Here is a 24,411-nt window from a genome sequence, read left to right on the forward strand (position 1 = left end):
CAGCGCGCATCGCCGCCCGCAAGGCGGCAGGGGCCTACAGGCTGCCGTACGAATGCAGCCCCGACAGGAACATGTTCACCCCCAGGAAGGCGAAGCTCGTCACCACCAGGCCGGCGAGCGCCCAGTAGGCCGCCACCTCTCCCCGCAGCCCCTTGAGCAGCCGCATGTGCAGCCAGGCGGCATAGTTCAGCCATACGATCAGCGCCCAGGTCTCCTTGGGATCCCATTGCCAGTACGCGCCCCAGGCGTCGGCGGCCCACAACGCGCCCAGCACGGTGGCCACGGTGAAAAAGGCGAAACCCAGCGCGATGGCCCGGTACATGATGTCCTCCAGCACCTCCAGGGACGGCAGCCGGCGGGCAATCGGCCGGCGCAGCGCCAGCACCGCGCCCACGAGGATGGCGCCCGCGCCGAAATACAGCATCCACACAGGCGACAGCCGCCGCGAGCCGAAGATCATCGGCTCGGCGCATAGCAGCGCACCCAGCAGGAAAACCGGAATCAGGCGCTTGCCTGCGGCGCTCTGCCCGTGCAGCTTGACCAGGTAGGCGAAACCCACCGCGCCCGCCAGCGAGAACGTGCCGTAGCCAATGAAATTGGCCGGCACGTGCAGCTTCATCCACCAGCTTTGCAGCGCGGGGACCAGCGGCTGGATCTGATGGGCGCCGCGCGCGAGCGAATACCAGGACAGGAAGACGACCATCGAGGCAACCACCAGCATGACGAAGCCGCCCAGCGCCCGCGTGGCGTAGCGGGCCTCGTAGTAGAGGTAGAACAGCGCCGTGACCAGCGCGAAAAAAACAAATACCTCGTACAGGTTGCTGACTGGAATGTGTCCGACATCCGGTCCCAGCAGATGCCCTTCGCGCCAGCGCACCAGCAGGCCGGTCAGCCCTGCCCATACCCCGCCCCACGTCAGGACAGTGCCCAGCCAGGCGATCGCGGGCCGGGCCAGTCCCGCCCAGTAGCAGAGCGTGCCCAGCACGAACAGGCAGCTCATCCAGAGTATGGACGACTGCGACGACAGCAGGTACTTGAGCAGGAAGACGCTTTCGGCGCGCCCCAGATCGCCCTGCAGCAGCCCTGCCCCGCCCGCATACAGCCACACGGCCAGCAGCGCGCTGGCGCCGCTGGACAGAGCCAGAGTCCGCAAGGGGCGCCACAACCATCCCAGCCAGGCCAGGGCCGGCACGGCGCCGATCAGCATCGCTTTCTCGTAGCCGTTCAGGAACGGGCCGAACTCCGCCAACGCATAGGCGCAGCCGGCAAGGCAGATCAGCAGGAACGCGGCATCGGTCCGGTTCAGGCGCCTGCCGGTCCGGGCTGCGGCATTCGGAACCTCCGGCACGGGCCGGCGGGAAGTCAGCGGGACGGACCCGGTAGCGGTAATCGGCATCGCAGCATCTCCATGCGTGACCGTCCGCCCCAGGTTGCCCACAGGCCGAACGAATCTCCTATTGTCATAGGACAAATTGATTCTACGAACGACGCGGCAGCGCCGCATAGCGATGCCGCCGGTCCCCGCGCTGCGCCGCCGTCCCTACCGGAAACGCGGCAGGCGTGCTAGACACCCGCGCAGCGCGCTTCGTCCAGAGACGGGCGAGACGCCGCCCGGTCCGGACAGGATTCCTGCAATTGTTTGCAAGCCGCGTGCACGCGCGCCATGGCCTGGGCGATCTCGCCAGTATCCAGACCGGCAAAGCCGAACAGCAGATGTCGGGGCTCGGCGCCCTCGGCCGCACAGGCGGCGGCCTGGGCCAGCGGATACAGCCTCACGCCCTGCGCCAGCGCGGCCGCGGCGACCGCGTCGGCGGGTGGGCTGTCCGCCGGCAGTTCGAAGGCCAGGTGCATCCCTGAATTCTGTCCGCTGATCCGGCCGCGTCCGCCCCAGACCTTGCGGATGCCGCGCAACAGTTCGTCGCGCTGCGCCTGGTAGCGCCGCCGCAAGGTCTGCAGGTGGCGCGCGAAACAGTTCTCATCGAAGTAGCGCGCCAGCACGGCCTGCGTCAGCCATGGACTGCCGTTGTTGAGCAAGGCCTTGCGTTCGACGAAATCGTCGACCAGCGCAGGCGGGCAAACCATGTATCCCAGCCTCAGGCCGGGCCCCAGCGTCTTGGAGAACGTCCCCAGGTACACGACCTGCCGCGGGCTCATCGCGGCCAGCGGCATGGGCAGTACAGACTCATAGCAAAAGTCGCCGTCGTAGTCGTCCTCGATGATCAGCGCGCCGCTGCGGCCCGCCCATTCGAGCAACTGCCGTCTCCGAGACAGCGACATGGCGTGGCCCAGGGGGTACTGGTGCGACGGCGTCACATAGGCCAGCCTGGCCGGCCCTTCCGGCAACAGATCCGTGCGCAGTCCCTGCCCGTCCACCGGAACCGGCGCCTCCTGCGCGCCATGCCGCCGCACCAGATTCCTGAACCCCGCGTAACAGGGCGACTCGAACACCGCCCTGCCGTGGCGGTCGAGGAAATGCGAGGCGATCAGGCTCAAAGCCTCCTGACTGCCGGCCGTGATCAGCACCTGTTCCGGTTCGACCTTCAACGCCTTGGCCGCCGACAGGTAATCGGCAATCTGCACGCGCAAGCCCCACAGGCCGGCTGGCGGCGCATATTCGGCCATGGCGCAGCCCGCATGCCGCAGCAGCTGGTTCGACAGCGTGATGAACTGGCGCAGCGGAAAGGCGTGGACCGAGGGACGGCCGACCTTGAAGTCATAGCGCAGGGGCATCGGCGGCGGCTGGCCGCAGACGCCGCTGGAAAGAGCCTGGCTGACGGCGTCGGCGTAGACCGGCGGACGGTCCTGGACGAAATCGGGGCAACGCGGATTGATGACCAGGCTGCGATTCAACGTCACGAAATAGCCGCGGCTGGGCTTGCTCTGGATCAGGCTGGAATCGATCAGCAGTTCATACGCGCCCAGCACGGTGTTCTTCGACACCTGCAGCAGCGATGACATCCGATTGATGGCCGGCAGCCTGTCCCCTTCCTGCAACCGTCCGGCGCGTATCAACGCCTCGATCTGGTCGGCGATCTGCTGCTTGTAGGGTTTTGCATCCTGGCGGGATAGAGAGAGCGGGAGTGAAAACATGGCGGACAACCACAGGACAAAAAATGGCGCCGGCCTTTCGAAGCGGCGCGGGCCGGCCGCGCTCCGTTTGCTATCACGGTAGTGCTTTGGCCACGGCCTCACTTTGTCCTATGTCAAAAAACAGATTGGACCGTAACCATTGCGCAGGCGTGAGCCGTGCCTTATCGGCCCGGCGCCGCGATGACACAGTGCATGTGCCGCAGTTTCGGCAAAACCTTACGGGAGAGATCGACATGCACACCAAGCTATTGAGCGCGGCCTTGCTGTTCGTCTCGGCCGGCGCCGCCTGGAGTGCGCCGACCGGGGAGTACCTCAAGGCGAATCAGCTGTTCCAGCAGAACTGCGCCGTCTGTCATGGCGCCGACCGCGGCGGCTACATCGCGCCGGGCCTGACCAGCGACCGCCTGGTCCAGAGCGAGGCGGCGCTGCGCGGCACCATCATGACCGGCATCCCCGACACGCTGATGCCGCCCTTCGTGGGCCGCCTGTCCGACGAAGAGATCCGGGCGCTGGCCCGGCTCATCAAGACGCAGACAGCGGACGATCCCAAATGGGGGCTGGACCAGATCCGCGCCAGCGTGCAGGTGGTGGTCGACGAAGCCACCCTGCCCGCCAAGCCGACCTACGCCATCGACACCGTCTACGACCTGATGGTGGTCATGGCGCGCGGACGCTATGGGCGTGGCGACGCGGGCAACAATGCGCGCACCGTGTTCCTGGACGGCAAGACCAACAAGGTGGTCGGCGAGATCGCCACGCCGGTGGCGCCGCACATCATGGATTTCAGCCCCGTGGCGGAACGCTGGGCCTGGCTCAAGAGCGACGACGGCATGGTCTACAAGATCGACCTGTACTCGCTGCAGATCGTGCGCAAGGCCAAGGTCGGCCTGACCGGCCCCGGTATCGCCCTGTCCAACGACGGCAAGTGGCTGGCCATCAGTTCGTTCGTGCCCAAGAGCGTCGCCATCCTGAAGGCGGACACGCTGGAACCGGTCAAGTACATGGACCTTGAGGGCGAAGATCCGGACGGCAAGTTCGTCAAATCGGCCGGCGGGCCCGTCATCGGCAGCCGGATCAACAATAAGTTCGCGCTGACGCTGCGCCAGGCTGGCCAGATCTGGATCATCGACCCCGACAAGCCCGACATGCCCGTGACCAAGCTGACCAAGGTCGGCCGCATGCTGCATGACACCTTCCTCACGCCCGACGGGCGCTACTCCATGGTCGCGTCCTATGACGACAACAAGATCGTCGCGATCGACTTCAAGGACGACAAGGTGGTGCGCGACATACCCGCCGGCTGCCAGCCTCACGTCGGATCGGGCGCGGTGACCGAAGTCAACGGCCGCTTCCTGGCCTTCGGCACCAACATCGGCACCTGCGCAAAGGGCTCCGTGGTCACGGTCTGGGACACCAAAGACTTTTCCGTGGTCAAGCAGATCCCGGTGGCCGGAGCCACCGAATCGCCCGCCGCGCATCCGAACGCGCCCTACGTGGCGGTGGACATTGTCGACAAGGACAAGCGCGCGGCCTGGATCCAGCTGATCGACAAGAACACGCTGGAAGTGGCCAAGACGCTGGACGTGGGCGGGCATGCCTTCTTCCCCGACTACAACCGCACCGGCAATTACCTCTATGTCAGCTCGGGCTACTGGGGCGACCGCATCAAGATCTACGACAGCAAGACCCTGGAGCTGGTGGCGGAACACAAGATGGAAAGCCCCTCGGGCATTTTTTCCCGCGCCCGCACCCGCTGGCTGACCATCGGCCTGTCCGAAACGCGCAAATTCTGAGCCGAGGAACCCACATATGAAAACGCTATTCCGCATACTCACGGCACTGCTGCTGTCCCAGGCCGCCGCGCACGCGCTGGCCGCCGACGGGCAGCCCGCCCTGGTCGCCGGCGGCAATCCCGACACGCTCTCGCCCCGCGTCTCCGCCATGCTGCCGCTATGCGCCTCCTGCCATGGCGCGGACGGCATCAGCGCCGTCGGCCTGTACCCCAATCTTGCTGGGCAGAAGACGGAGTACCTGGTCAAACAGCTCAATGCCTTCAAGACCCGGGAGCGCAATGACCCGGTCATGAGTTCGATGGCCGAGCCCTTGAGCCCCGAAGCCATCCAGGAACTGGCCCAGTACTTCTCCAGCCGCAAGTAAGGGAGCAGGCCGCCATGGACGCGCCATCCGCGATGCTCTTCCCGGTGTACTTCAACCTGGCCGGCCGGCGGGTGGTCGTGGTGGGCGGCGGGGCCGTGGCCGAACGCAAGATCAGGCTGCTGCTCAGGGCCGGCGCCGCCGTTGCCGTGGCGGCGCCGGCCCTGACGCCCTGGCTGCGCGCAGCCGCGGACCAGGACCAGTTCCAGCATATGCCGGCCGTCTTCTCGCCGGCCTGCCTGGACGGCGCCTGGCTGGCGGTGGCCGCTACCGATCACGGCGGCACGAACCAGGCGGTTGCCGCGGCGGCGCTTGCGCGCCGCATCCCCTGCAACGTGGTCGACGATCCCGTTCTTTCGACGATACAAGTGCCCGCCATCCTGGACCGTTCTCCGCTGGTGGTGGCGATTTCTTCAGGAGGCTGTGCGCCCGTGCTGGCGCGGCGCATCCGCGAACGGCTCGAAGCCTTGCTCGACGAAAGCACGGGAGATCTGGCCCGGCTCGCGGCACGCTATCGCAACCGCATCGTTGCGCGCTTCCGCGACCTGGAGCAACGTCGCGACTTCTACGACTGGATGCTGGACGGCCCGCTGCCCTCGTTGCTGGCGGCCGACGACGGCAGGCAGGCCGGTCTGGCCCTCGAAGCCGCGATGCAGGCCGATACCCTGCCCCGCACAGGCAGCGCGACGATACTGGCAGCCGCCGACGGCCCCGCCGATCTGTTGACCCTGCGCGCCTTGCGCCTGCTGAACCAGGCCGACCTGGTCGCGCACGTGCCGGCGGTCAATCCGGCCATATTGGACAAGGCACGGAGGGACGCGGCGAGAATCGAGCTGAAAGGCCCGGGCCTGCAGCCTGATCCGGCCGTGGCCGCAGGCGCGGGACTGGACTGGCTGGCCCGCCAGGTGCAGGCGGGCCAGCGCGCCGTCCTGCTGCTGGGAACCGCGCATGACGCGAAGCTGCTGGCGCGACGAATATCGGCTTGCGGCGTGGCATGCAACGTCCTGTGAACGTCCGGCCCCGGACCAGCGCCGCGATCAGGAAGTCAGGTCCCCGCTTCCTCGCCACCCGCCAGCGCAGCCGCCAGATAAGCCTGGCCCCGCTCGCTGAAGGACAGCGACGCGGCCGCCTGCCTGCCGGCTTCGTCCATCTTGTGCCAGGTCTTCTGCAACACCGCGACGACCTTGTCCGGATAGCGTTCGCAGAATTCCTCGTACTGGTGCTCCAAAAACACCAGGCACAGCGCGTTCTCCATGCATTGGACGTCGGCATCGCGCTTGATGCCCTGCTTGCGCACGATCTTCAGCACCGCCTGCATGGTTTGCGCGTCATGGCCTGCGCTGGCTAACAGCCTTGCGGCGACGTCCGCGTGATGCTCCTTGAGCGTATTGCGCCATTGCAGATAGCCAGCCCTGCCGGCCGGACAGGCCTCGCGCGGGACCTCCCAGCGGCCGATGTGCTGGCAGCGGGCGGCCAGCCGCAAGGCAGAGCCGGCCTGCGGGGCCAGCTTCGTCACCCAGGCGTGGAGGAATTGGGCGTGCAGCCATTCGCGCGGCTGCATCGCGCCATTCCAGGCGACCAGATTGGGATCGCGCCGGTTGTACTCATCGAACAGCTGCCAGGCGCGCTGCAGCGGCGCGTCTTCTGCATCCACCGGGTTGGGCGGGAATTCCATTCACACTCCTGTCTCGTCTTCGGTCAGATAACAGCCGGGGTCCTCGGCCCAGAGGTCGCCCGACTGCTTCTGCGCACGGATGCGGGTGTTGCCGTTGCAGATATCCAGGTGGGCGCAGCTGGCGCAGCGTCCCTTGACGGGCCGCGGCCGCAGCCGCAGCAGCTTGAGCAAGGGTTCGGCGGGATCCGACCAGATCTCCGAAAAGGGCCGCAAGCGCACATTTCCCAGAGTGTAGTGCCACCACATGGTGTCGGCATGGACATTGCCGCGATTGTCGATGTTCGCGACGTTCATGCCGCTGGCGTTGCCGCCCCACAGGCGCAGCCTGGCCTCGATATGCGGCGCGCTCTGCGGGAACCGGCGACGCACCCAGTGCAGGAAGAACACGCCGTCGGCATCGTTATTGCCGGACGTGAACTCACGCGGTCTGCCGGCCGCGGCTTGTTCCAGGCAGGTTTCGAAGATCCGCTCCATGGCCGCGCGCGTCATGCGGTGATGGCTGTCCTCGCCCCGGTTGCGGCCGCCGCGGCCGGCGTAGTTCAAGTGTGAAAAGTAGAAGCGGTCGACATTCTCGGCGTCCAGCAATGCCAGCAGCCCGGGAAGATCGTCGGCGTTGCCCTGGGTCAGGGTGTAGCGGATGCCGACCTTGAGGCCGCGGTCCCTGCACAGCCGGATGCCTGCCAGCGAGGCATCGAAGGCGCCCGCCTCGCCCCGGAAGCGGTCGTGCGTCGCGCCCAGGCCGTCCAGCGAAATGCCCACGTAGTCGAAGCCGCAACCGGCGATGGACTCGATGTTGCACCCGTCTATCAGAGTGCCATTGGACGACAGGCCCACGTAGAAGCCCATGGCCTTGGCCCGGCGCGCAATATCGAAAATGTCCGGCCGCAACAGCGGTTCGCCGCCAGACAGGATCAGCGCCCTCACACCGTAGGCATGCAGATCGTCCATGACTGCGCAGACCTCGGCGTAGTCCAATTCGCCGGCGAAGTCCTTGTCGACCGAAGCGGAGTAGCAATGCCGGCAATGCAGGTTGCAGCGCCGGATCAGGTTCCAGATCACCACGGGCCCGGCCGCCCCACGGCGCGGCGCAAGCGGCGTGGGACGCAGCAGTTCAGACACGAAGGCAGAGATGCGGAACATGCGGAATTCCTCGCTATGCTGCCGGCCCCTGGCCTTCTTTCAGGCGCAGACCGGTCTTTTTCAGGATTGCCGAGGAAAACAGCGCGTCGTGCGCACGCAGGGCGTCCGGAAAGCGCGCGTGCAAGGCCTCGGCGACTTCATCGATGCGCGCCAGCACCGCCGCGCGATCGGTCCCGTGCAGCATGGCGTAGAGGTTGTAGCGCCACAGCGGCGGATGCCGGGGACGCCGGTAGCAATGGCTCACGTCCGCGCGCTGGCCCAACCAGGCTCCCACAGCGTCGGCCTGACCGTCTTCCACGTCCCAGACCGACATGGCGTTGGCCACGAATCCGAGCGCGTAGTGGTTGGGTACCACGCCGATGCGCCGTATCACGCCGCGCGCGAGCATGTCGCGCAACTGCGCCATCACCTCGGCTTCGGTGACGCCCAGCCGCGCGGCCACGGCCCGGTATGGATCCCGCCGGATCGGCAGCCCCTCCTGCGTGGCGCGGACCAGGGACAGTTCGAACGGAGTCAGGCCGGCTGCGTCCATCTCAGACCTCCAGCTTCATTTCAAGGAAGTACTCGCGCTCCTTCGGAAACGCCAGCACGGGCAGGCCCGTCTCCTGCTCAATGGCGCGCAAACAGGCGGCAACTTCGGCGGGATCAGCCGCCGCCAGCACGAACCACATGTTCAGCGCATGCTCGCGGCGGTAGTTGTGCGCCACTTCGACCCGGCGGTTGACCAGGGCCACGACCCGCTCCCATTGCGCCTGCGGCACGGCCATCGCCGCCAGGCAGTACGCGCCGCCGGCGCGCTCGATCTGGAACAACGGGCCGAAACGGCTCAGCGCGCCGCACTCGCGCAAGCGGGCTACCCGCGCGATCACGGCGTCTTCGTCCAGCCCCAGCGCCCGCGCGACGTCCGCGAACGGACGCGGGCTGATCGGAAAGCCGCCCTGCAGGCGGTTGACCAGCTTGCGGTCGGCAGCGTCCAAGCCCAGCGGCATGCCCGCGGCAATGTCCTTGGACCTAACCATGCGTCGCCTCTTCCGGCACGAACCTCGCACCGCGCTGCTTGAAACATCTGGTCGAGAACAGCACCGCATGCGGCCAGGCATCAAGTCCAAGACGGCCGGCGATGGCATTGCGCAGCGCCTGCACCGCTTTCCGCTCCTTGCCGTGGATCATGCAGAAGAGGTTGTAGGGCCATTGCGGCAAGCGCCGCGTGCGCCGGTAGCAAAGCGTGACGCCGGGCTCGGCGCCAAGCCGCTGCCCCAGCGCATCCACCCGCGTGTCGTCCACGTTCCAGACGCACATCGCATTGGCGCGAAAGCCCAGCTGGCGATGTCTCAGCACCACGCCGAAACGGCGGAACAGGCCTGCGCGCTGCCAGCGCTCCAGCAGGCGCAGCGTCTCGTCCTCATCCAGCCCCGCAAGTAGTCCCAACCGGCGATAGGGGTGCGCGCAAAGGTCCAACCCATCCTGCACGGCATGGAGCAAGGTCTCTTGCGCGCTGCCGGCGGGTGGCAGCACGGCTCGTCCGCCGCTGCGCTGCGGCGTCGTGCGTTGTTGTGGCGCGCTCAGACTGAAACCCAGGTCGATGTGGTACTCGGCCTCCATGGGCAAGGCCAGCGGCTCGCAGCCGGAGGCCTGTGCGATCCGCGCCAGCAAGCGCGCCAACGCGCCAGGCTTGCGGCAGGCGGCGACGAACCACAAGTTCAAGGCATGTTCGCGCTCGTAGTTGTGATTGACCTGTGGCAGGCTGCTGACGTAGGCGGCAACCTGATCCAGGCGGGCGGACGGCACGTGCATGCCGACCAGCGCGCTGGCAAAGCAGGACTGGTGCAGCACCGGACCGACACGGCTCACCAGCCCCTCGCGCTGCCACCGCTGAAAGCGCGCCAGCACCGTGTCTTCATCCAGGCCGACGCGCTCGGCCAGCAAGGCGTAGGGCCGCGAGACCAGCGGAAAGTCCCGCTGCCAGCCATCGAGCAGACGCAGATCGGAATCGGACAGTTCAGAAGCCAATGCGGCCGCTCCTGTTGGTGAAGAAAATGCCGCTGGGCTTGGGAATGTCCAGCGTGGCGCCGCGTTGCAGCGTCCGGGTGTCATACACCACCACCCGGTCATCGTCGCGCGCCGACAGCCATACCGCCTCTCCTCGCGGCGTGAATTCCATGTGCAACACGCCGCGGCCAGGTGCCAGCGTCCGGACCACGGCCAGGGTTTCGGTGTCGATGACCTGTACCTGGCCGTTGTCCGGCACCGCAAAGTTGACCCAGACGCGGCGGCCATCGGGCTGCGCCATGACGAACACCGGCTGGCCCAGCGTGGCGATGCGGCCGGTCTCCTGCCAGGTGGCGGTATCCACCACCAGCACCTCGTGCCTGCCGATGGCGGGCAGGAACAGGCGTCCGCCCGCCGCGCTCCAGCCTCGCAGGTGGGGCATCTTGTAGACCGGCAACGCCTCCTCGCCGCGCCCATAGCCCTGCAGGATCTTGCGCACGCCGGCCTCCGGATGCCAGAGGTCCATCATGGCCAGCGCATCCTCGCCGAACAACCCGGCGATGTAATAGCGGCCGTCCGGGGTGACCAGCGCGTCGTAGGGCTGGCGACCGGCCTTGTGGCGTTGTGTGGACGGCCGGGCGGGGTCCGACAGATCCGTGATCCAGATCTCGCCCGCGTCGAACAGCGCGTAGGCGAACTTCTGTCCAGGCAGGTCCGCCAGGCCGACGACCTTGGAGCGCCTGCCCGGCGCATACTCGGCGGGCACTTCGCTGATCTGGCGCAAGGTCACAGCGTCAAAGACCTTGATGCCGCCGGGCGTGTAGTTCTGCACCACGATCAGCCGCCCGTCCTGCGAAATGGCGCCGCCGATCGCATTGCCGGACTGGATGCTGCGACGGTCCACGCGTTTCCACAGCAGATCCACCTTGGTCAGCCCGCCGTCCCGGCCGAAGACGTAGCCGTAGCGGCCATCGCGGGAATAGGCGATGTGCGCATGGGAAAGGTCGCCCAGCCCTTCGACCCGCGCCAGCCGGGTCTGTCCGCTGGTTTCGACGATGGAGACGGCGCCGTCGGCACGCTCTATCACCATGCCCAGGTCGTTGGTGCCGCGCGGGTCGGTGGCCGCGGCGCAGCCGGCCAGCACAACGGCGGCCAGGACGAGCAGGAAACGCAGTTTCATGAACGTTTTATTCCTCTGGAAAGCCCTTGAGCAGCCGCGCGGCGATCCAGGCGGCTTCGTCGGGCGCAAGCATGCCGCGCCACCCGGGCATGGCGGTGCCGGGCAGCCCGTGCAGAATCGCCTGTTCGAGATAGGCCGGCGGCTTGCCAGCAAGCGCTTGCGGCGTCAACGCCGGCCCCAGGCCGCCATTCAGGCGCAATCCATGGCAGGAGCCGCAGTCCTGCCGCACCAGGTGTATGAGTCGCTGCTGATCGGCGGGATCGAGGTCCGGCGCCGCCTGCGTCCGGCCCACCGCCGCTCCCAGCCCCGTGCAACAGGCCAGCGCCAGGCATGTCAGGCCGCGACCGGGGCGCATGGCTCGGCCGCGTCACGCAACAACAGCTGTCCCGCCGCGGCGGCGGACCAGGCGCGCTGCGCCAGTCGCACCACGTCGCCGACCACCAGCAGCGTGGGCGGCTTGAAGCCGGCCACCAGCTGCGGAATCTGGCGCAAGGGGGCCACCGTCCAGTCCTGGGCTTCGGTGGTGCCGGAATGAACCAGCGCGGCCGGCGTGTCGCCGCCGCGCCCATGCCGCTGCAAGGACGCGACGATCTCGGCGGCGTTGGCCACCGCCATGTAGAACACCAGGGTACAGGTGGGATCGGCCAGCGAACTCCAGTCCAGTTCAAGGCCGGCGTCGTCCCGCAGATGACCCGTGATGAAACGCACGCTGGCCGCCACGCCCCGATGCGTCAGGGGTATGCCCAGCGCTGCCGCGCAGCCGTTGGCGGCGCTGATGCCCGGCACGACCTCAACCTGCACGCCGTGCCGCGACAGGAACAGCAGCTCCTCGCCGCCGCGCCCGAAAATGAACGGATCGCCGCCCTTCAAGCGCACGACGCGGGAGCAAGACCCCGCCAGCGCCAACAGCAGCTGATGTATGTCTTCCTGCCGGTGGCGGCAGTCGCCCGCCATCTTGCCTACGTCATGGAACTGCGCGGCGGGATTGATGAGGGGCAGGATGCCGCCGCCCACCAGCCTGTCGCAGACCACGGCATCGGCCTGCTGCAATAGCCGCGAGGCGCGCACCGTCAGCAATTCGGGATCGCCCGGACCGGCGCCAACCAGGTAAACCGTTCCGCTCACTACTCCCTCCCTTGCAGCCAGGCTGCGCAAAATAAGGCTTCAGGAGGAAGTGTAGGAAGCGACAGGCGGCTGCAATAGGTACGGTCGACGCAAGTGCAATGGGTGCGCCAGGGGCGTTCAGGACGCCTGGGCGCGCAAACGCGCCAGGATCTGTGCGCGATGCTGGTCCAGGCCGGGGACCTCCCGCGCCATCGACGGCAGGGGTTTGGAGAACTTCACCGGGAAGCCCACCACGCGTCCTGCCGGCGTATCGGCAACGACCCCGCGATGTCTGACGTGCGGGTCCTCGAACACTTCATCGTGCCGCAGTACTGGCGCCCAGGGGATATCGTGACCGTCGAACAGGCGTTCCCAATCCGCCAGGCTGCGGCTCTTGAACAATTCACGCAGTCGATCGTTCAAGACCCGCTTTTCGCGCATCCGCCCCGCCCTCGTCTGGTAGCCCGGCGCGTTCAGATCCGGGCAGACCGGGGCCAGCGCCACGCAAAGGTTGCGCCAGAACGATTCCTCCAGAATGCCGAGCGCAAGATGCCGGCCGTCCGCCGTCTCGAAGACGTCGTTGTCAGGCATGACATGCGGCAGATGCGCCACCTCCGGGCCAGCGGGACCGTTCATCGCCTGCAATGCAGGGGCCATCCATGCCGTCATGGTGTCATGGATTGACACGTCCAAATGCTGCCCCACGCCGGACTCGCGCGCGTCCTGCACGGCAGCCAGTATCGCGAGCGCGGCGTGCATGGCTGCGCAGTAATCCGACAGACGCAATCGCGGCCGCGCCATGACATCGCGCACCTGCGACGGCACGGCCCAGTATCCGGCCAGGGCCATGTAATTCACGTCATGGCCGGGCCGTTGCGCATAGGGCCCTGTCTGCCCGAATCCCGAAATCGAACACAGCACCACCCGCGGATTGACGCGCGCCAATTGCGTGTAGTCCAGTCCCAGATTGGCCATTACGCCAGGCCTGAAACCCTCCACCACGACGTCGCTGCCTGCCACCAGTTGCAGCAGGACGCGCTTGTCTTCTTCGCGCTTCAGATCGAGGCAGATGGACTGCTTGCCCCGGTTGTACTTGGCGAAGGTCTCGGCTCCCAACTGGCGAGCGGTGTCGCCCTGCGGCTTTTCCACCTTGATCACGGTTGCCCCCAACTGTCCCAGCAACATGGCGGTGTACGGCCCAGGGTGCAGTTGGCCCAGGTCGAGCACAGACATGCCGCTCAGGTAGCCCGCCGCCCCCTGCTCTGCGCCGGCGCTCATGCGAGTATCCCCTTTGCGATGGTATTGCGCTGGATTTCGCTGGTTCCAGTGACGATGCGGTACAGGCGCAGGCGGCGGAAGATGAACTCCACCGGATGGTTCTTCGTCACTCCCACGTTTCCATGGATCTGCATGGCCTTGTCGGCAATTTCGAAGCAACGCTCGGACACGAACAGCTTGCACATCGACGCCGCATCGCGCACGTCCTCGCCCGAGTCGGCACGCTCTGCCGTGGCAAGCACCATCTGTTCGCAGGCATAGAGGGCCGTCGCCATGTCGGCCAGCATGTGCTGGATGGCCTGGAAGCGGCTGATGGGGCCGCCAAACTGCTGACGGTGCTTGGCGTAGTCCACAGCCAGCCTGAAAGCCTGGCGCGCCAGGCCTATCATGGTCGGGCAATGCAGCAGGCGGTTTACGCTGACGCGGTTCATGGCGATCTTGAAACCCTGCCCTTCCTTGCCGATCAGGTTCTTCTTCGGCACCCGGACCTGATCCAGCACGATGTCCGCATCGACATACTGGCCTGTCATCGGCACGCAATCGTGCACCAGCCGTACGCCGGGGCTGTCCAGATCGATGAAAATCGCGGATATGCCTTCCGCGCCCCGGTCAGGATCGGTGACGCACATGGTGATGGCGAAATCGGCGAACGTCGAGGCGGTAATGTAGTGCTTGACCCCGGTCACGATGTAATCGTCGCCGTCGGCCACCGCGACGGTCTGCAAGCGGGTAGCGTCGGAGCCCGACTGCGGCTCGGTCATGGCGAAGCAGGCGCCGCGCTCGGCGTTGACCACGGGCATGATGTAGCGGTCGTGCTGGTACGGGGTCGCATACTGGACCAGGTTGCCGATGCGCGAAGGACCGCCCCAATCCCCCAGCACATGGGGGAACAGGATGGCGCCGGATGCCGCGACGTCGTCCTTGAGCACGCACAGGTCGCGGTAGGACAGCCCCTGCCCGCCCAGCTCGCGCGGCAACTGCGCTCCATAGAATCCCAGCGCCCGGCATCGTTTCCACACGGACTGCACCAGGTCGCGCCCGAACTTGTCCTCGTACCCCAGGCCGAGCGACTGTTCCAGCGGTATGAGTTCGTCCTGCAGGTACTGCTGCAACCGGGCGCGCAGGCCGGTCAGCGCCTGTTTGTCGTCTTGGGCCATGTCGTCTCCTTTGAGTAGTCCCCAGCTTGACAGCGCCCGGCATCCTCGCAATTATCTTTTCTTCGTTTTCAATAACCTGGCGGAATCATGAGGCTGGAAGATCTGGACTATTTCCTGGCGGTCGCGCGGCTGGGCCATGTCGGCCGGGCCGCCGACGGCATAGGCGTCAGCCAGCCTGCACTGACCAAGGGCATCCGGCGCCTGGAAGAAGAACTGAAACTGCAGCTCTTTGTCCGCACGCCCAAGGGCATGGAGCTGACAATTCCAGGACGCGCGTTCTACCAGCGCTCGATGCAGGCAAGGCGGGAACTCGACGACGCCATGCAGGAAGCGGGTGACCTGCACCGCGGAAGCATCGGCTTGCTGCGCGTCGGCGTCACGCCGCTGCTCGCGGAATCGTTCTTCAATCCGGCCTGCATCGAACTGCTGGCGCAACGACCCGCCGCCAAGGTCCAGGTCATGGTCAGCCTGAACGATGCCTTGATTCCGGCGTTGCGCCAGGGAGACCTGGACTTCGCCATCAGTTCGCTGTTCGAATCCGCCTCCGCGGCGGAGTTCGAACGGGAACCCTTGTTCGCAGACAAGCTTTTCGTTGCCGTGCGTCCGGGCCATCCCTTGCTGGGCCGCCGCAAGGTCCGCTTTGCCGATCTGGCGGGGTGCCAGTGGATGCTGCCGGGACCGCAGGCGGCATCACGCCGCTGGCTGGAAGCCAAGTTCGAGCAACACGGGTCGGCGCCGCCCAACGTGACGATCGAATCCAACGCGTCGGTATCGGGATTGCTGGGCATCCTGCACAGCACGGACCTGCTGACGCTGGTCAGCGAAATCACCCTGTCCGCGCATGCCGGCCAGGGCCTGAGCATCCTGCCCCTGGACGACATGACATGGCATCGGCAGATCGGCGTGCTGACGCGGCGCAACAGCTACCAGTCGCCGCTGACGCAGCGGCTGCTGGAAATCCTGCGGGAGCATGCCCGGGCCCGGGCGGGCGCCTAGCCCTCCTCAATCCGCCTGCAAGCCCAGCTTGTCGATGAGCGGCCCATAGCGGGCGGACTCATCATCGATGAGCTTGCGCAGCTGCTGCGGCGTGCCGGGTATGGGCGTGAACGATTGCGACGCCAAGGCCTCCAGCACCTGGGCATCCTGCATCGCGCGGCCGACGGCGGCATTCAGCCGGTCGATGATTTCCTGCGGCGTGCCTTTCGGCACGGCGATTCCCGCCCAGCTGCCGCTGTCGAAGCCGGCATATCCCAGCTCGGCCACCGAAGGCACCTCTGGCAGGGAAGCGGCGCGCTTGGCGCTGGTGACGGCCAGCGCACGGATCTTCCCCGAGGCGATGAAGGGCATGGCGGGCGCGACCGCAACGATGCCGATATCGATCTGGCCGCCTGCCAGGTCATTGAGCGCGTTGCTGCCACCCCGATAGGGCACGTGTATGGCGTCCAGGCCGAAATGCTGCTTGAGCGTTTCAAACGTCAGATGCATGGATGAGCCCACCCCCGGGCTGCCGTAGCTCAGTTTGCCTGGATTGGCGCGGGCGTATGCGAGCAGCTCCTGGAATGTCTTGACCGGCAAGGCGCTGCTGACCAGGACCACGTGCGGAGCGATGCTGAGTCCGGATACAGGCGCCAGATCCGCGATGGGGTCGAACGACAGTTTGGGCGAAAGATGCTTGGCAATCGCGAAGTTGCCGCCGTACTCCAGCAGGGTGTAGCCGTCCGCAGGCGCGTTCGCGACCTTGGCGCCCCCCAGATTGCCGCCGCCCCCGCCCACGTTCTCGACGATGATGGGCTGGCCCAGTTCCTTGCCCAGGGGCACGGCGACCAGGCGGGCGATGTAGTCGAACTGGCCGCCAGCCGAGAACGGCACGATGAAGCGTATGGGCTTGTCGGGGTAGCCGGCAGCCCCGGCGCCAGCCGCCTGCGCGGGTCCCGCCATGAGCGCGGCAAGCCCCAGGCTGACGGCCGCCAGGCAACGGGCCGCCCTGTCCCGCAGGCGGAAATTTCGCTGGTTCATGTTGTCTCCTGTTCTTGTGCAAGGCGGGACCGATGCTGGCCCCGCTTTCGCATAGAGGTAACCCGCAGGCCGCCTGAACGTCATGCCGCATCCAACGATTTCCATAACGCAGGGGAATCGCCCCCGCACGATAACGGCGCGGCATGAGGATTCGCGTCCTGGTTATCCGCGGGCGCCTTGCCGCCCCGCAGGATAGCGGCAAGCCAACCCCAGACACGGACACACCATGAACCAAGGCCGATACACCACCCGCAATGCGCGCTATTGGCGCGACCGTCCCGCCGTCATTTTCGGCGACAGGACGCTGAGCTTCGGACAGCTGGAAACCCGCTCCAACCGCCTGGCCAACGCCTTGCTGGGCCTGGGGCTGAAGAAAGGCGATCGCGTCGCCATTCTGGCCTGGAATTGCCCGGAGATCATCGAACTCGAATGCGCGCTGTACAAGGCGGGACTGGTGAAAGTGGCCCTGAACGCGCGCCTGTCGAACCAGGAGGTGCTGGATTCGGTCAACAATGCCGATGCGGCGGCCTTCATTGTGGACCCAGCCCATGTGGAAGCAGCGCAATCCCTGCTGGACGGCTTGGAGAACGTGCAGCATCGATTGGTGATGGGCGCCAGCGACATCGAAGGCTGGCGCTCATACGAACGCCTGCTGGAGTCGGCCGCCGACAGCAACCCGGACGTGCCGATGCAACCCGGCGACCTGGCCGTGCTGCACTTTACGTCGGGCTCGACGGGCAAGCTCAAGGCCGCCATGCAGACGGTAGGCAACCGCCTGGCGTCGCTGCGCAAGGTCGTGATGGGCCGCATGCGCGCCAATCCCGGCGAAGTGCTGGCACTCGCCGGCCCCATTACCCACGCCAGCGGCATGTTCATGCAGCCCTTCCTGTTCCAGGGCGGAACGATCCTGCTGCATGACCGGTTCGACCCCGAGAGCTTCCTGGCCTCCGCTGCCCGGCATCGCGCCGCCTTCAGCTTCATGGTGCCCACGATGGTCAACATGCTGATCGCGCATCCGCGGCTGCATCAGCACGACCTGAGCGCGCTGCGACAGATTTCCTATGGCGGCGCGCCGATGGCGCCGGCCCGCATCCGCGAAGCCTGGGAAGCCCTGGGACCCAAGCTCAGCCAGGGCTATGGCGCGGGTGAAACCACCGGCGGCCTGGTGCTGCTGAGTGCCCTGGACCATGCCGCAGCCATGTCGGGCCACCCGGAACGGCTGCTCTCCTGCGGGCGTCCATTCGGCGAAAGCGAGGTTCGTCTGCTGGACGAAGACGGCCGTGAGGTCGCGCCCGGCGAGGTCGGTGAGATTACCGCCACCGGCCCCGACATCTTCGCAGGCTATTGGCGCGAACCCGAGCTGTCCGCGCAAGCCCTGCGCGATGGCCGGCTGCATACCGGCGACCTGGCTCGGATGGACGATGCAGGTTTCCTCTATGTCGTGGACCGCAAGAAGGACATGATCATCTCGGGCGGATTCAATATCTACCCTACTGAAGTCGAACAGGCGCTGTATCAGCATCCGGGCGTGTACGAAGCCTGCGTTTTCGGCGTGCCCGACAAGGTGTGGGGCGAGTCCGTCAAGGCTGTGCTCGTGCTCAAGCCTGGCGACACCACCACCCCGGCCGATCTGATCGAGCATTGCCGCAAGCACCTGGCGGATTTCAAGAAGCCTCGCAGCATCGAACTGGTGGCGGAGTTGCCGAAGAACGCCAACGGCAAGCTCGCGCGCAAGCAACTGAGGGACGCGCACTGGGCGCATGAGGAGAGAAAGGTGGGCTAAGGGCACCACTAGGCGTAGTATGGGGATAGATGCTGTTCACGCTCCTAGGGCCGCGCGGACTCGCGCCGCCCTCCACACCCTCAGGAGGTTGTCATGTACAAGCACATACTCATCCCCATCGACGGATCCGAGCGTTCCTATGCTGGCTTGGCGCAAGGACTGGGCCTGGCCAGCGCCCTGGGCGCAAGCGTCACGGTGCTGACGGTGTACAGCGCCTACCGCCCGACCTCCATGGAAACGGTGCACCTGGAGGGCGTGCATACGGAATATGAGCGCGAGGCCCAGGAACTCGCCAAGTCGTACCTGTCGCAAGCGGCCGCGCAAGCCAGCGCCGCGGGCGTGCCCTGCACCACCGAAATGCGCGAAAGCAACAACCCGGCGCAGACCATCATCGATATCGCCATGACGCAAGGCTGCGACCTGATCGCCATGGCCTCGCGCGGCCACGGCGGACTGGCGGCCGTGCTGCTGGGCAGCCAGACGCAGAAGGTGATGGCGCATTCGACGCTGCCGGTGATCGTCTACCGCTAAGACCGGCGCTTGGACTAGACCGCGGCGCGCGCTCCGTAGGTCTTCGGTATGCCAGCGGCGGCCACGCCGCTGCGCAGGCTTTCCTGCGGCAGCGCCTGGGCCAGCAAGGGCCGCGCCTGCAGCAACCGCGACAGATCCACGCCCGTGCGGTAGCCCATGCTTTCCAGCATGAAGACCAGGTCTTCGGTGACGATATTGCCCGACGCGCCAGGCGCGAAGGGACAGCCTCCCAGGCCTCCCAGGCAGGAATCGAAAGCGCGGATGCCTTCGTCCAGCCCGGCCAGCGCATTGGCCAGGCCCAGCCCCATCGTGTCATGCAGGTGCAGCTTGACCAGGCGCGCGCCCACGGCGTCCTGCGCGGCGCGCACCGCATCGCGCACCAGCGCCGGATGGGCATAGCCCACGGTGTCGGCCAGCGCGATCTCGTCGGCGCCGGCCAACGCGGCGGCGGCGGCCACCTGCGCGACACGGCGCACCGGCACCGCGCCTTCCATCGAACATCCGAAGGCGGTGGCGACCGCCGCATCGATGCGCACGGGCCGCGGCTGCGCCCGCACCCAATCGACGATGGAGGCCAGCACCTCCACCTGTGCGTCGGTGCCCTTGCCGACGTTGGCGCGGCTATGCGTGTCGCTGACCGAGACAGGAAACGACAGCGCGTGCGCGCCAGCCTCGTAGGCCGCAATGGCGCCCTTGAGGTTGCAGACCAGGGCAACCACCGTCAAGCCCTCGATCTTCAGGACGTCGGGCAGGACCGTACCCGTATCGGCCATCTGCGGCACCAAGCGCGGCGACACGAAGCTGCCCGCCTCGATCTCGCGCAGGCCGGCGTCGGCCAGCTGCCGGATCCAGCGCAGCTTGTCGGCCGCGGACATCATGCCCTTGGCCATTTGCAGCCCGTCGCGCGGACCCACTTCGCAAAGCCTGATTTCCTGGTTCATGTGCTGTCCTTTCCCGGCCGGCCTACTGCTGCACCACGATGCCCGCGCTTTCGATGGTCTGGCGCGCCTTGGCGATGTCCGAATTGATCAACGCGGCAAACTGTTCGGTGGACACCGGATCGGTTTCCAGGCCTTGCGAGGCCAGCGCCTCCTGCACGTCCTTGCGCGCCAGCAGCTTGTTGAAGTCGCTATTCAGGCGCGACACGACCGCGGACGGCGTCTTGGCCGGGGCCAGCACGCCGTAGTAGGTCACCACGCTGAAATCCTTGTAGCCCAGCTCCGCGACCGTGGGCACCTCCGGCAGCGCCGGATTGCGCTTGGGCGAAGTGACTGCCAGCGCGCGCACCTTGCCGGACTTGATCAGCGTGGCCGCCGACGAAATCGAAGAGCCCGCGAACTGCAGGTGTCCGCCCATCAGGTCCGCCAGCGCCGGGGCCGAGCCCTTGTACGGCACGTGCTGCATCTTGAAGCCGGCCGCGTGCTGCAGCATTTCGATGGCGATGTGCACGCCGCCACCCGTGCCCGAGGTGCCATAGGAGATCTTGTTCGGATCCTTCTTGGCGGCGTCGATCACTTCGGGCAGCGTCTTGTAGGGCGAGCTGTCCGATACCAGCAACACCATGGGCGTAGTGGCCACCAGCGCCACCGGCGCCAGGTCCTTGACCGGGTCGTACGACACCTTCATCAGCAGCGGAATCAGGGTGACGTTGTCGGACTGGCCGATCACCAGGTCGTAACCCTGGGCAGGCGAGCGCGCCGCTTCGGCCAGGCCCAGCGCCGTGCCCGCGCCCGGCTTGTTCTCGGGAATCACTGACCAGCCGTTGAGTTCATGCAGCTTGGTGCTCATCAGGCGGCCGATGTAGTCGGTGCCTCCGCCCGGCGTGGACGGGATGATGATGCGGATGGGCTTGCTGGGATAGTCCTGGGCGTGTGCGGCACAGGCGGCGGCCAGCGCGGCCACCGCGAACAGTTTGCGGATCATCTTGTCTCCTCTTTGATGGAAGTCTTGGCGGTCTGCGCCGCCTCGACCGATATCGGGCGCTACCGCCCGTTCATGCAATAACGCCTGCGCTGCGCAGGACCTCGATGCGCGCGGCATCCCAGCCCAGGCCCTGCAGGATGGCCTGCGTGTCGCCGCCCTGCCGCGGCGGATCGGAACGCTTGCCGGCCTTCAGGCCGTCGAACTCGATGGGCAGCGCCGCCGCGGATATCTCCCCGCCGTCCGGCAGCCGGGTCTTGAGCAGCGCGCCGCCGGCGTTCAGGTGCGCATCGTCCAGCAGGTCGTGCGGCTGGCGTATCGGGCCATAGGACAGGCCGGCGGCTTCCAGTGCCGCGCACAGCTCGTCGGTCTTCCAGGTCTTCAGGATCTCGCCCACGCCCGGCACCAGCCAGGGCCGCGCCGCCTCGCGGTCGACGGCGGTGGCCAGGCGCGGATCGGCGGCCCACTCGGGCGGCAGGAATTTCTGGGCGAAGTTGCGCCATTGCGCATCGCCCACCACGGCGACGAACACGCGGCCGTCGGCGGTCTCGAACACGTCATACACGCCCCAGGGCGGCCGGCGCTCCGCGCCCATGGGCTTGGGCGCCGCGCCCGTCAGCTGGTATTGCGCGATGAACTGCGCGACCAGCAGCAGGTTGTTCTCGAACAGGCCGGAGCGCACATGCCTGCCGCGCCCCGTGGCGTGGCGGTCGTGCAGCGCCGCCAGCGCGCCCACCACGCCGAAGGTGCCGCCCAGGATGTCGTTGACAGAGGCCGCCACGCGCTGGGGCGTGTCCGCGCCGCCGTTGATGTAGGCCAGCCCGCCCATCATCTGCACCACTTCGTCCAGCGCGGTGCGCTGCTTGTAGGGGCCGGACAGAAAGCCCTTGAGCGATACGTAGATCAGCCCAGGGTTCTCGGCCGACAGCGACTCATAGTCCAGCCCGTACTGGGCCAGGCTGCCGTCGCGAAAATTCTCCACTACCATGTCCGCCTGCAAGGCCAGCTGGCGCACCACGGCCTGCCCCTCGCGCGCCTTCAGGTCGATCGCCAGGCTTTGCTTGTTGCGATTGAAGACCGGGAAGTAGCCGCTGCCCGAGCCCTTCAGGCGCCGGGTGCGGTCGCCTTCGATCGGCTCCACCTTGATGACCTCGGCTCCCAGGTCCGCCAGCGCCAGGCCGGCCGCCGGGCCCATGATCATGTGGGACAGCTCCAGCACCTTGATGCCGCGCAGCGGTAATTCGGTGTGGTCCATGAAGGGTGAAGCCGGTGTTGCTGCCATCTGCATATCCTCGGGCCTGATGCGCTGAAAAACAGGCAACGGCAAGATCGATGCATGCCGCCGCCCCATGCCCCATCATCGGCGGCAAGCCGGATCAGCGGGTAGCGCTCTTTCAGCACGGGGGCATTCTCGTTTGGGAACGTCCGGGAAAGCCCTGAGCCCCGTCGTTTCAGGCGGCCTCCGCCACGCCCAGATGCGCCAACAGCACGCGAGCGGCGGGCGGCAAGGCGTCCAGCCCCAACACGGCGATGCACAAGGAAGTGCTGGACCAGGCTCCGGAGAGCGGAATGAAGCGGATGTCCAGGTTGGCGTGGCGCGCCTTGAGATACATGGGCACCACGGCCACGCCCATGCCGCGCGCCACCAGCATGCAGATGGTTTCATGCGAGCTGACCCGCGCGCTGATCCGCCGCGCCACGCCCGCATCCTGCGCCGCCTGCTCGAACACCGCGCTGATGCCGTTGTCGCGGTTCAGTTCGATCTGCTCGAAGGGCAGCAATTGCGCGTAGTCCAGCGTGTCGCGGTCGGCCAGCAGATGCTGGCCGGGCACGACCGCCGCCAGATCGCAGCGGCCACAGGTAAAGACCTGCAAACCGTCATGACCAAAATCGGAACCCACCGCCACGTCGGCCTGGCCGTCGAGCACCGCGCGGAACACCTCCTGGGTGGTGCCCTCTTCCAGGGAAATATCGATCTGGGGATAGGCGCGGCGAAAGGACTGGATCTGCGCCGGCAGTTCGCCGGACAGCGCCGCCACGCTAACCGCGAGCCGGATACTGCCGCGCACGCCGGTCGCAAAGCCCGCCATCTCGCGGCGCATGCGGTCCATGCTCTGCAGCACCATGCGCACGTGCGTGGCCAGCGCATTGCCTGCCGGCGTGGGCTGCACGCCCCTGACCCCGCGTTCCAGCAGCGGCACGCCGAAGGCATCCTCCATCTCCGACATACGTTTGCTGACGGCGGAAGGAACGATATTCTCGCGGGCGGCGGCGCGCGCCAGGCTGCCTTCCTCCAGCGCTGCGAGGAACAGGCGGAGCGAGACGGGATCGATATCGCGGGGATGCGGCGGGGGAGACGGGACGGGCTTCATGCCGGGAAGTGTCGTGCCTTGCGCGCCTGCGCAGGGATCGGGGTTTTCCCGGTCCGGGGCGCCTTGCGCCTTTAACCCCGCACGCCCATACCGCCCTCCCATGCGTAGCCATTCAGCAAGCCCAGCAAACCGCGCCTGACCACGGCCACTGCCTCATCCCGCAAGGCGTCGGCGCGCCAGCCCATTTCGATGGCATAGCCCGGCATCGCGACCGGGCAGGGCAGCACGCGCAGGCCGGAAGCGGCAGCCAGGCCGCGCGCCGCGTGCGCGGGCAAGGTCGACAAGGCATCGCTGCCCCGCAACAGGAACGCCAACGCCGAAAAATGCGTGGTCGAGGCCTGCACCCGGCGCGTCAGTCCCAGCCCGTGCAGCACTTCATCCACCACCCCGATGAAGCCGCCGGACGACACCAGAATGTGCTGGCGGCGGATGAATTCCTCCAGCGACAAGGTGGTCTGGCCTGGCGCCACGCTGGCGGGATCCAGCAGGCAGGCATAGCCGCCCTGCCCGACCGTCACGCGCTGCAAGGCCTGCGAGGCCAGTCCGCCCGAAGCGATCACCAGGTCCGCCTCGCGCGCCATCAGCATGTCGGCCGCCAGCCGGCTGTGGGTCTGGCGGAAGATGAGGCGCAGCCCCGGCGCGCTCTGCGCCAGCGCGTGGATCGCGTCTCGTCCCAGTGCGATCTCGAAATCGTCCGATAGCCCCAGCGTCACCGACCTGCCGGCAAAGCCCGCCGCGCCAGGCCGCGCCAGCGACAGGCTCTGACGGCACTTGTCCAGGGCTTCGCCAATGACGGGCCGCAGTTCGCGCGCCCGCAGGCTGGGCGTCAGCCCTCTGCCGGTACGCGTGAACAGGGGATCTCCGTAAAGCGCGCGCAGGCGGCCCAGCGCCGCGCTGACAGCGGACTGCGTCACGCCCAGGCGCAGCGCGGCACGTCCCGCTCCGCCCTCGTCATAGATGGCCTCGAAGATCTTGAGCAGGTTCAAGTCGGCTGACTCGATATCAATCTGGTTCATATCATT

At 66.9% G+C, this 24,411-nt stretch carries 24 protein-coding genes; 6 read left to right on the forward strand and 18 right to left on the reverse strand.

What is annotated here, in order from left to right; translation table 11 throughout:
* Positions 1-34 precede the first annotated feature (34 nt).
* On the reverse strand, positions 35-1,396 hold the full coding sequence (gene ccsB, locus IB268_RS18380) for a c-type cytochrome biogenesis protein CcsB (RefSeq protein WP_192354607.1): 1,362 nt from the start codon (positions 1,394-1,396) through the stop codon (positions 35-37).
* Between the two features lie 167 nt (positions 1,397-1,563).
* A complete protein-coding gene (locus tag IB268_RS18385; protein WP_192354608.1) occupies positions 1,564-3,090 on the reverse strand; it encodes a PLP-dependent aminotransferase family protein in 1,527 nt (508 codons plus the stop codon).
* Between the two features lie 233 nt (positions 3,091-3,323).
* Here IB268_RS18385 and IB268_RS18390 point away from each other — a divergent pair, with 233 nt between their 5' ends.
* The 3 genes from IB268_RS18390 to IB268_RS18400 are packed head-to-tail and all read left to right on the forward strand — an operon-like array spanning position 3,324 to position 6,254.
* A complete protein-coding gene (locus IB268_RS18390; RefSeq protein WP_119450851.1) occupies positions 3,324-4,883 on the forward strand; it encodes a nitrite reductase in 1,560 nt (519 codons plus the stop codon).
* A 16-nt stretch (positions 4,884-4,899) separates the two neighbouring features.
* The gene (locus IB268_RS18395; protein ID WP_118931727.1) at positions 4,900-5,247 is read left to right on the forward strand and encodes a cytochrome c; all 348 of its coding nucleotides are present in this window, start codon (positions 4,900-4,902) and stop codon (positions 5,245-5,247) included.
* Positions 5,248-5,261: 14 nt separating this feature from the next.
* Entirely contained in the window at positions 5,262-6,254 is a 993-nt protein-coding gene (locus IB268_RS18400) for a bifunctional precorrin-2 dehydrogenase/sirohydrochlorin ferrochelatase (protein ID WP_225591411.1), read from the forward strand.
* Positions 6,255-6,289: 35 nt separating this feature from the next.
* Here the strand turns inward: IB268_RS18400 and IB268_RS18405 are convergent, their stop codons facing one another.
* The 10 genes from IB268_RS18405 to IB268_RS18450 all read right to left on the reverse strand — a co-directional run bounded on the left by IB268_RS18405 (position 6,290) and on the right by IB268_RS18450 (position 14,767).
* Positions 6,290-6,919: a DUF4202 domain-containing protein gene (locus IB268_RS18405; protein WP_054450225.1), complete on the reverse strand. Its 630-nt coding sequence runs from the start codon at positions 6,917-6,919 to the stop codon at positions 6,290-6,292.
* Positions 6,920-8,059 carry a heme d1 biosynthesis radical SAM protein NirJ gene (nirJ, locus tag IB268_RS18410; RefSeq protein WP_125470934.1) on the reverse strand — a complete coding sequence of 380 codons (1,140 nt, stop codon included), beginning with the start codon at positions 8,057-8,059 and terminating at the stop codon, positions 6,920-6,922.
* 13 nt (positions 8,060-8,072) lie between these two features.
* A complete protein-coding gene (locus tag IB268_RS18415; RefSeq protein ID WP_054450220.1) occupies positions 8,073-8,591 on the reverse strand; it encodes an Lrp/AsnC family transcriptional regulator in 519 nt (172 codons plus the stop codon).
* Between the two features lies 1 nt (position 8,592).
* The gene (locus IB268_RS18420; RefSeq protein WP_192354609.1) at positions 8,593-9,078 is read right to left on the reverse strand and encodes an Lrp/AsnC family transcriptional regulator; all 486 of its coding nucleotides are present in this window, start codon (positions 9,076-9,078) and stop codon (positions 8,593-8,595) included.
* Entirely contained in the window at positions 9,071-10,069 is a 999-nt protein-coding gene (locus IB268_RS18425) for an AsnC family transcriptional regulator (RefSeq protein WP_225591412.1), read from the reverse strand. Before IB268_RS18425 ends, IB268_RS18420 begins: the two co-directional genes overlap by 8 nt.
* Positions 10,059-11,228, reverse strand: coding sequence for a cytochrome D1 domain-containing protein (locus IB268_RS18430; protein WP_192354611.1), 1,170 nt, complete (start codon positions 11,226-11,228; stop codon positions 10,059-10,061). Before IB268_RS18430 ends, IB268_RS18425 begins: the two co-directional genes overlap by 11 nt.
* Positions 11,229-11,235: 7 nt before the next feature.
* Positions 11,236-11,583 (reverse strand): cytochrome c, encoded by a 348-nt coding sequence (locus IB268_RS18435; RefSeq protein ID WP_192354612.1) that lies wholly within the window; start codon positions 11,581-11,583, stop codon positions 11,236-11,238.
* Positions 11,562-12,353 carry a uroporphyrinogen-III C-methyltransferase gene (cobA, locus tag IB268_RS18440; protein WP_175181167.1) on the reverse strand — a complete coding sequence of 264 codons (792 nt, stop codon included), beginning with the start codon at positions 12,351-12,353 and terminating at the stop codon, positions 11,562-11,564. The genes IB268_RS18435 and cobA overlap by 22 nt, the downstream gene beginning before the upstream one ends.
* Positions 12,354-12,470: 117 nt before the next feature.
* Positions 12,471-13,610, reverse strand: coding sequence for a CaiB/BaiF CoA-transferase family protein (locus IB268_RS18445; RefSeq protein WP_175181166.1), 1,140 nt, complete (start codon positions 13,608-13,610; stop codon positions 12,471-12,473).
* The gene (locus IB268_RS18450) at positions 13,607-14,767 is read right to left on the reverse strand and encodes an acyl-CoA dehydrogenase family protein (protein WP_119450842.1); all 1,161 of its coding nucleotides are present in this window, start codon (positions 14,765-14,767) and stop codon (positions 13,607-13,609) included. The genes IB268_RS18445 and IB268_RS18450 overlap by 4 nt, the downstream gene beginning before the upstream one ends.
* Before the next feature lie 87 nt (positions 14,768-14,854).
* Between IB268_RS18450 and IB268_RS18455 the strand changes: the two genes are divergently transcribed.
* On the forward strand, positions 14,855-15,763 hold the full coding sequence (locus tag IB268_RS18455; RefSeq protein WP_192354613.1) for a LysR family transcriptional regulator: 909 nt from the start codon (positions 14,855-14,857) through the stop codon (positions 15,761-15,763).
* Positions 15,764-15,769: 6 nt separating this feature from the next.
* Here IB268_RS18455 and IB268_RS18460 read toward each other — a convergent pair whose 3' ends face one another.
* Positions 15,770-16,783 (reverse strand): tripartite tricarboxylate transporter substrate binding protein, encoded by a 1,014-nt coding sequence (locus IB268_RS18460; protein WP_192354614.1) that lies wholly within the window; start codon positions 16,781-16,783, stop codon positions 15,770-15,772.
* Positions 16,784-17,009: 226 nt separating this feature from the next.
* On the opposite strand from IB268_RS18460, the gene IB268_RS18465 reads away from it, so the two are divergent.
* Together IB268_RS18465 and IB268_RS18470 are read left to right on the forward strand one after the other, a co-directional pair.
* Positions 17,010-18,566, forward strand: a complete 1,557-nt coding sequence (locus IB268_RS18465; RefSeq protein ID WP_192354615.1) for an AMP-binding protein — start codon at positions 17,010-17,012, stop codon at positions 18,564-18,566.
* Between the two features lie 93 nt (positions 18,567-18,659).
* Positions 18,660-19,097, forward strand: coding sequence for a universal stress protein (locus IB268_RS18470; protein WP_054450200.1), 438 nt, complete (start codon positions 18,660-18,662; stop codon positions 19,095-19,097).
* Between the two features lie 14 nt (positions 19,098-19,111).
* On the opposite strand, the gene IB268_RS18475 is transcribed toward IB268_RS18470, so the two are convergent.
* The 5 genes from IB268_RS18475 to IB268_RS18495 all read right to left on the reverse strand — a co-directional run bounded on the left by IB268_RS18475 (position 19,112) and on the right by IB268_RS18495 (position 24,405).
* Positions 19,112-20,038: a hydroxymethylglutaryl-CoA lyase gene (locus IB268_RS18475; RefSeq protein WP_192354616.1), complete on the reverse strand. Its 927-nt coding sequence runs from the start codon at positions 20,036-20,038 to the stop codon at positions 19,112-19,114.
* Positions 20,039-20,060: 22 nt separating this feature from the next.
* Complete coding sequence (locus IB268_RS18480) at positions 20,061-21,020, reverse strand: tripartite tricarboxylate transporter substrate binding protein (RefSeq protein WP_119450837.1); 960 nt, start codon at positions 21,018-21,020, stop codon at positions 20,061-20,063.
* A 70-nt stretch (positions 21,021-21,090) separates the two neighbouring features.
* Complete coding sequence (locus IB268_RS18485) at positions 21,091-22,299, reverse strand: CaiB/BaiF CoA-transferase family protein (RefSeq protein WP_082400642.1); 1,209 nt, start codon at positions 22,297-22,299, stop codon at positions 21,091-21,093.
* Positions 22,300-22,468: 169 nt separating this feature from the next.
* Positions 22,469-23,389 carry a LysR family transcriptional regulator gene (locus IB268_RS18490; protein ID WP_054450193.1) on the reverse strand — a complete coding sequence of 307 codons (921 nt, stop codon included), beginning with the start codon at positions 23,387-23,389 and terminating at the stop codon, positions 22,469-22,471.
* A gap of 71 nt (positions 23,390-23,460) precedes the next feature.
* On the reverse strand, positions 23,461-24,405 hold the full coding sequence (locus IB268_RS18495; protein ID WP_192354617.1) for a LysR substrate-binding domain-containing protein: 945 nt from the start codon (positions 24,403-24,405) through the stop codon (positions 23,461-23,463).
* Positions 24,406-24,411: the final 6 nt, after the last annotated feature.

Origin of the sequence: Achromobacter sp. ACM01 (assembly GCF_014851745.1) — a bacterium.
In the GTDB taxonomy this organism is placed as follows: Bacteria; Pseudomonadota; Gammaproteobacteria; order Burkholderiales; family Burkholderiaceae_B; genus Achromobacter; species Achromobacter aegrifaciens.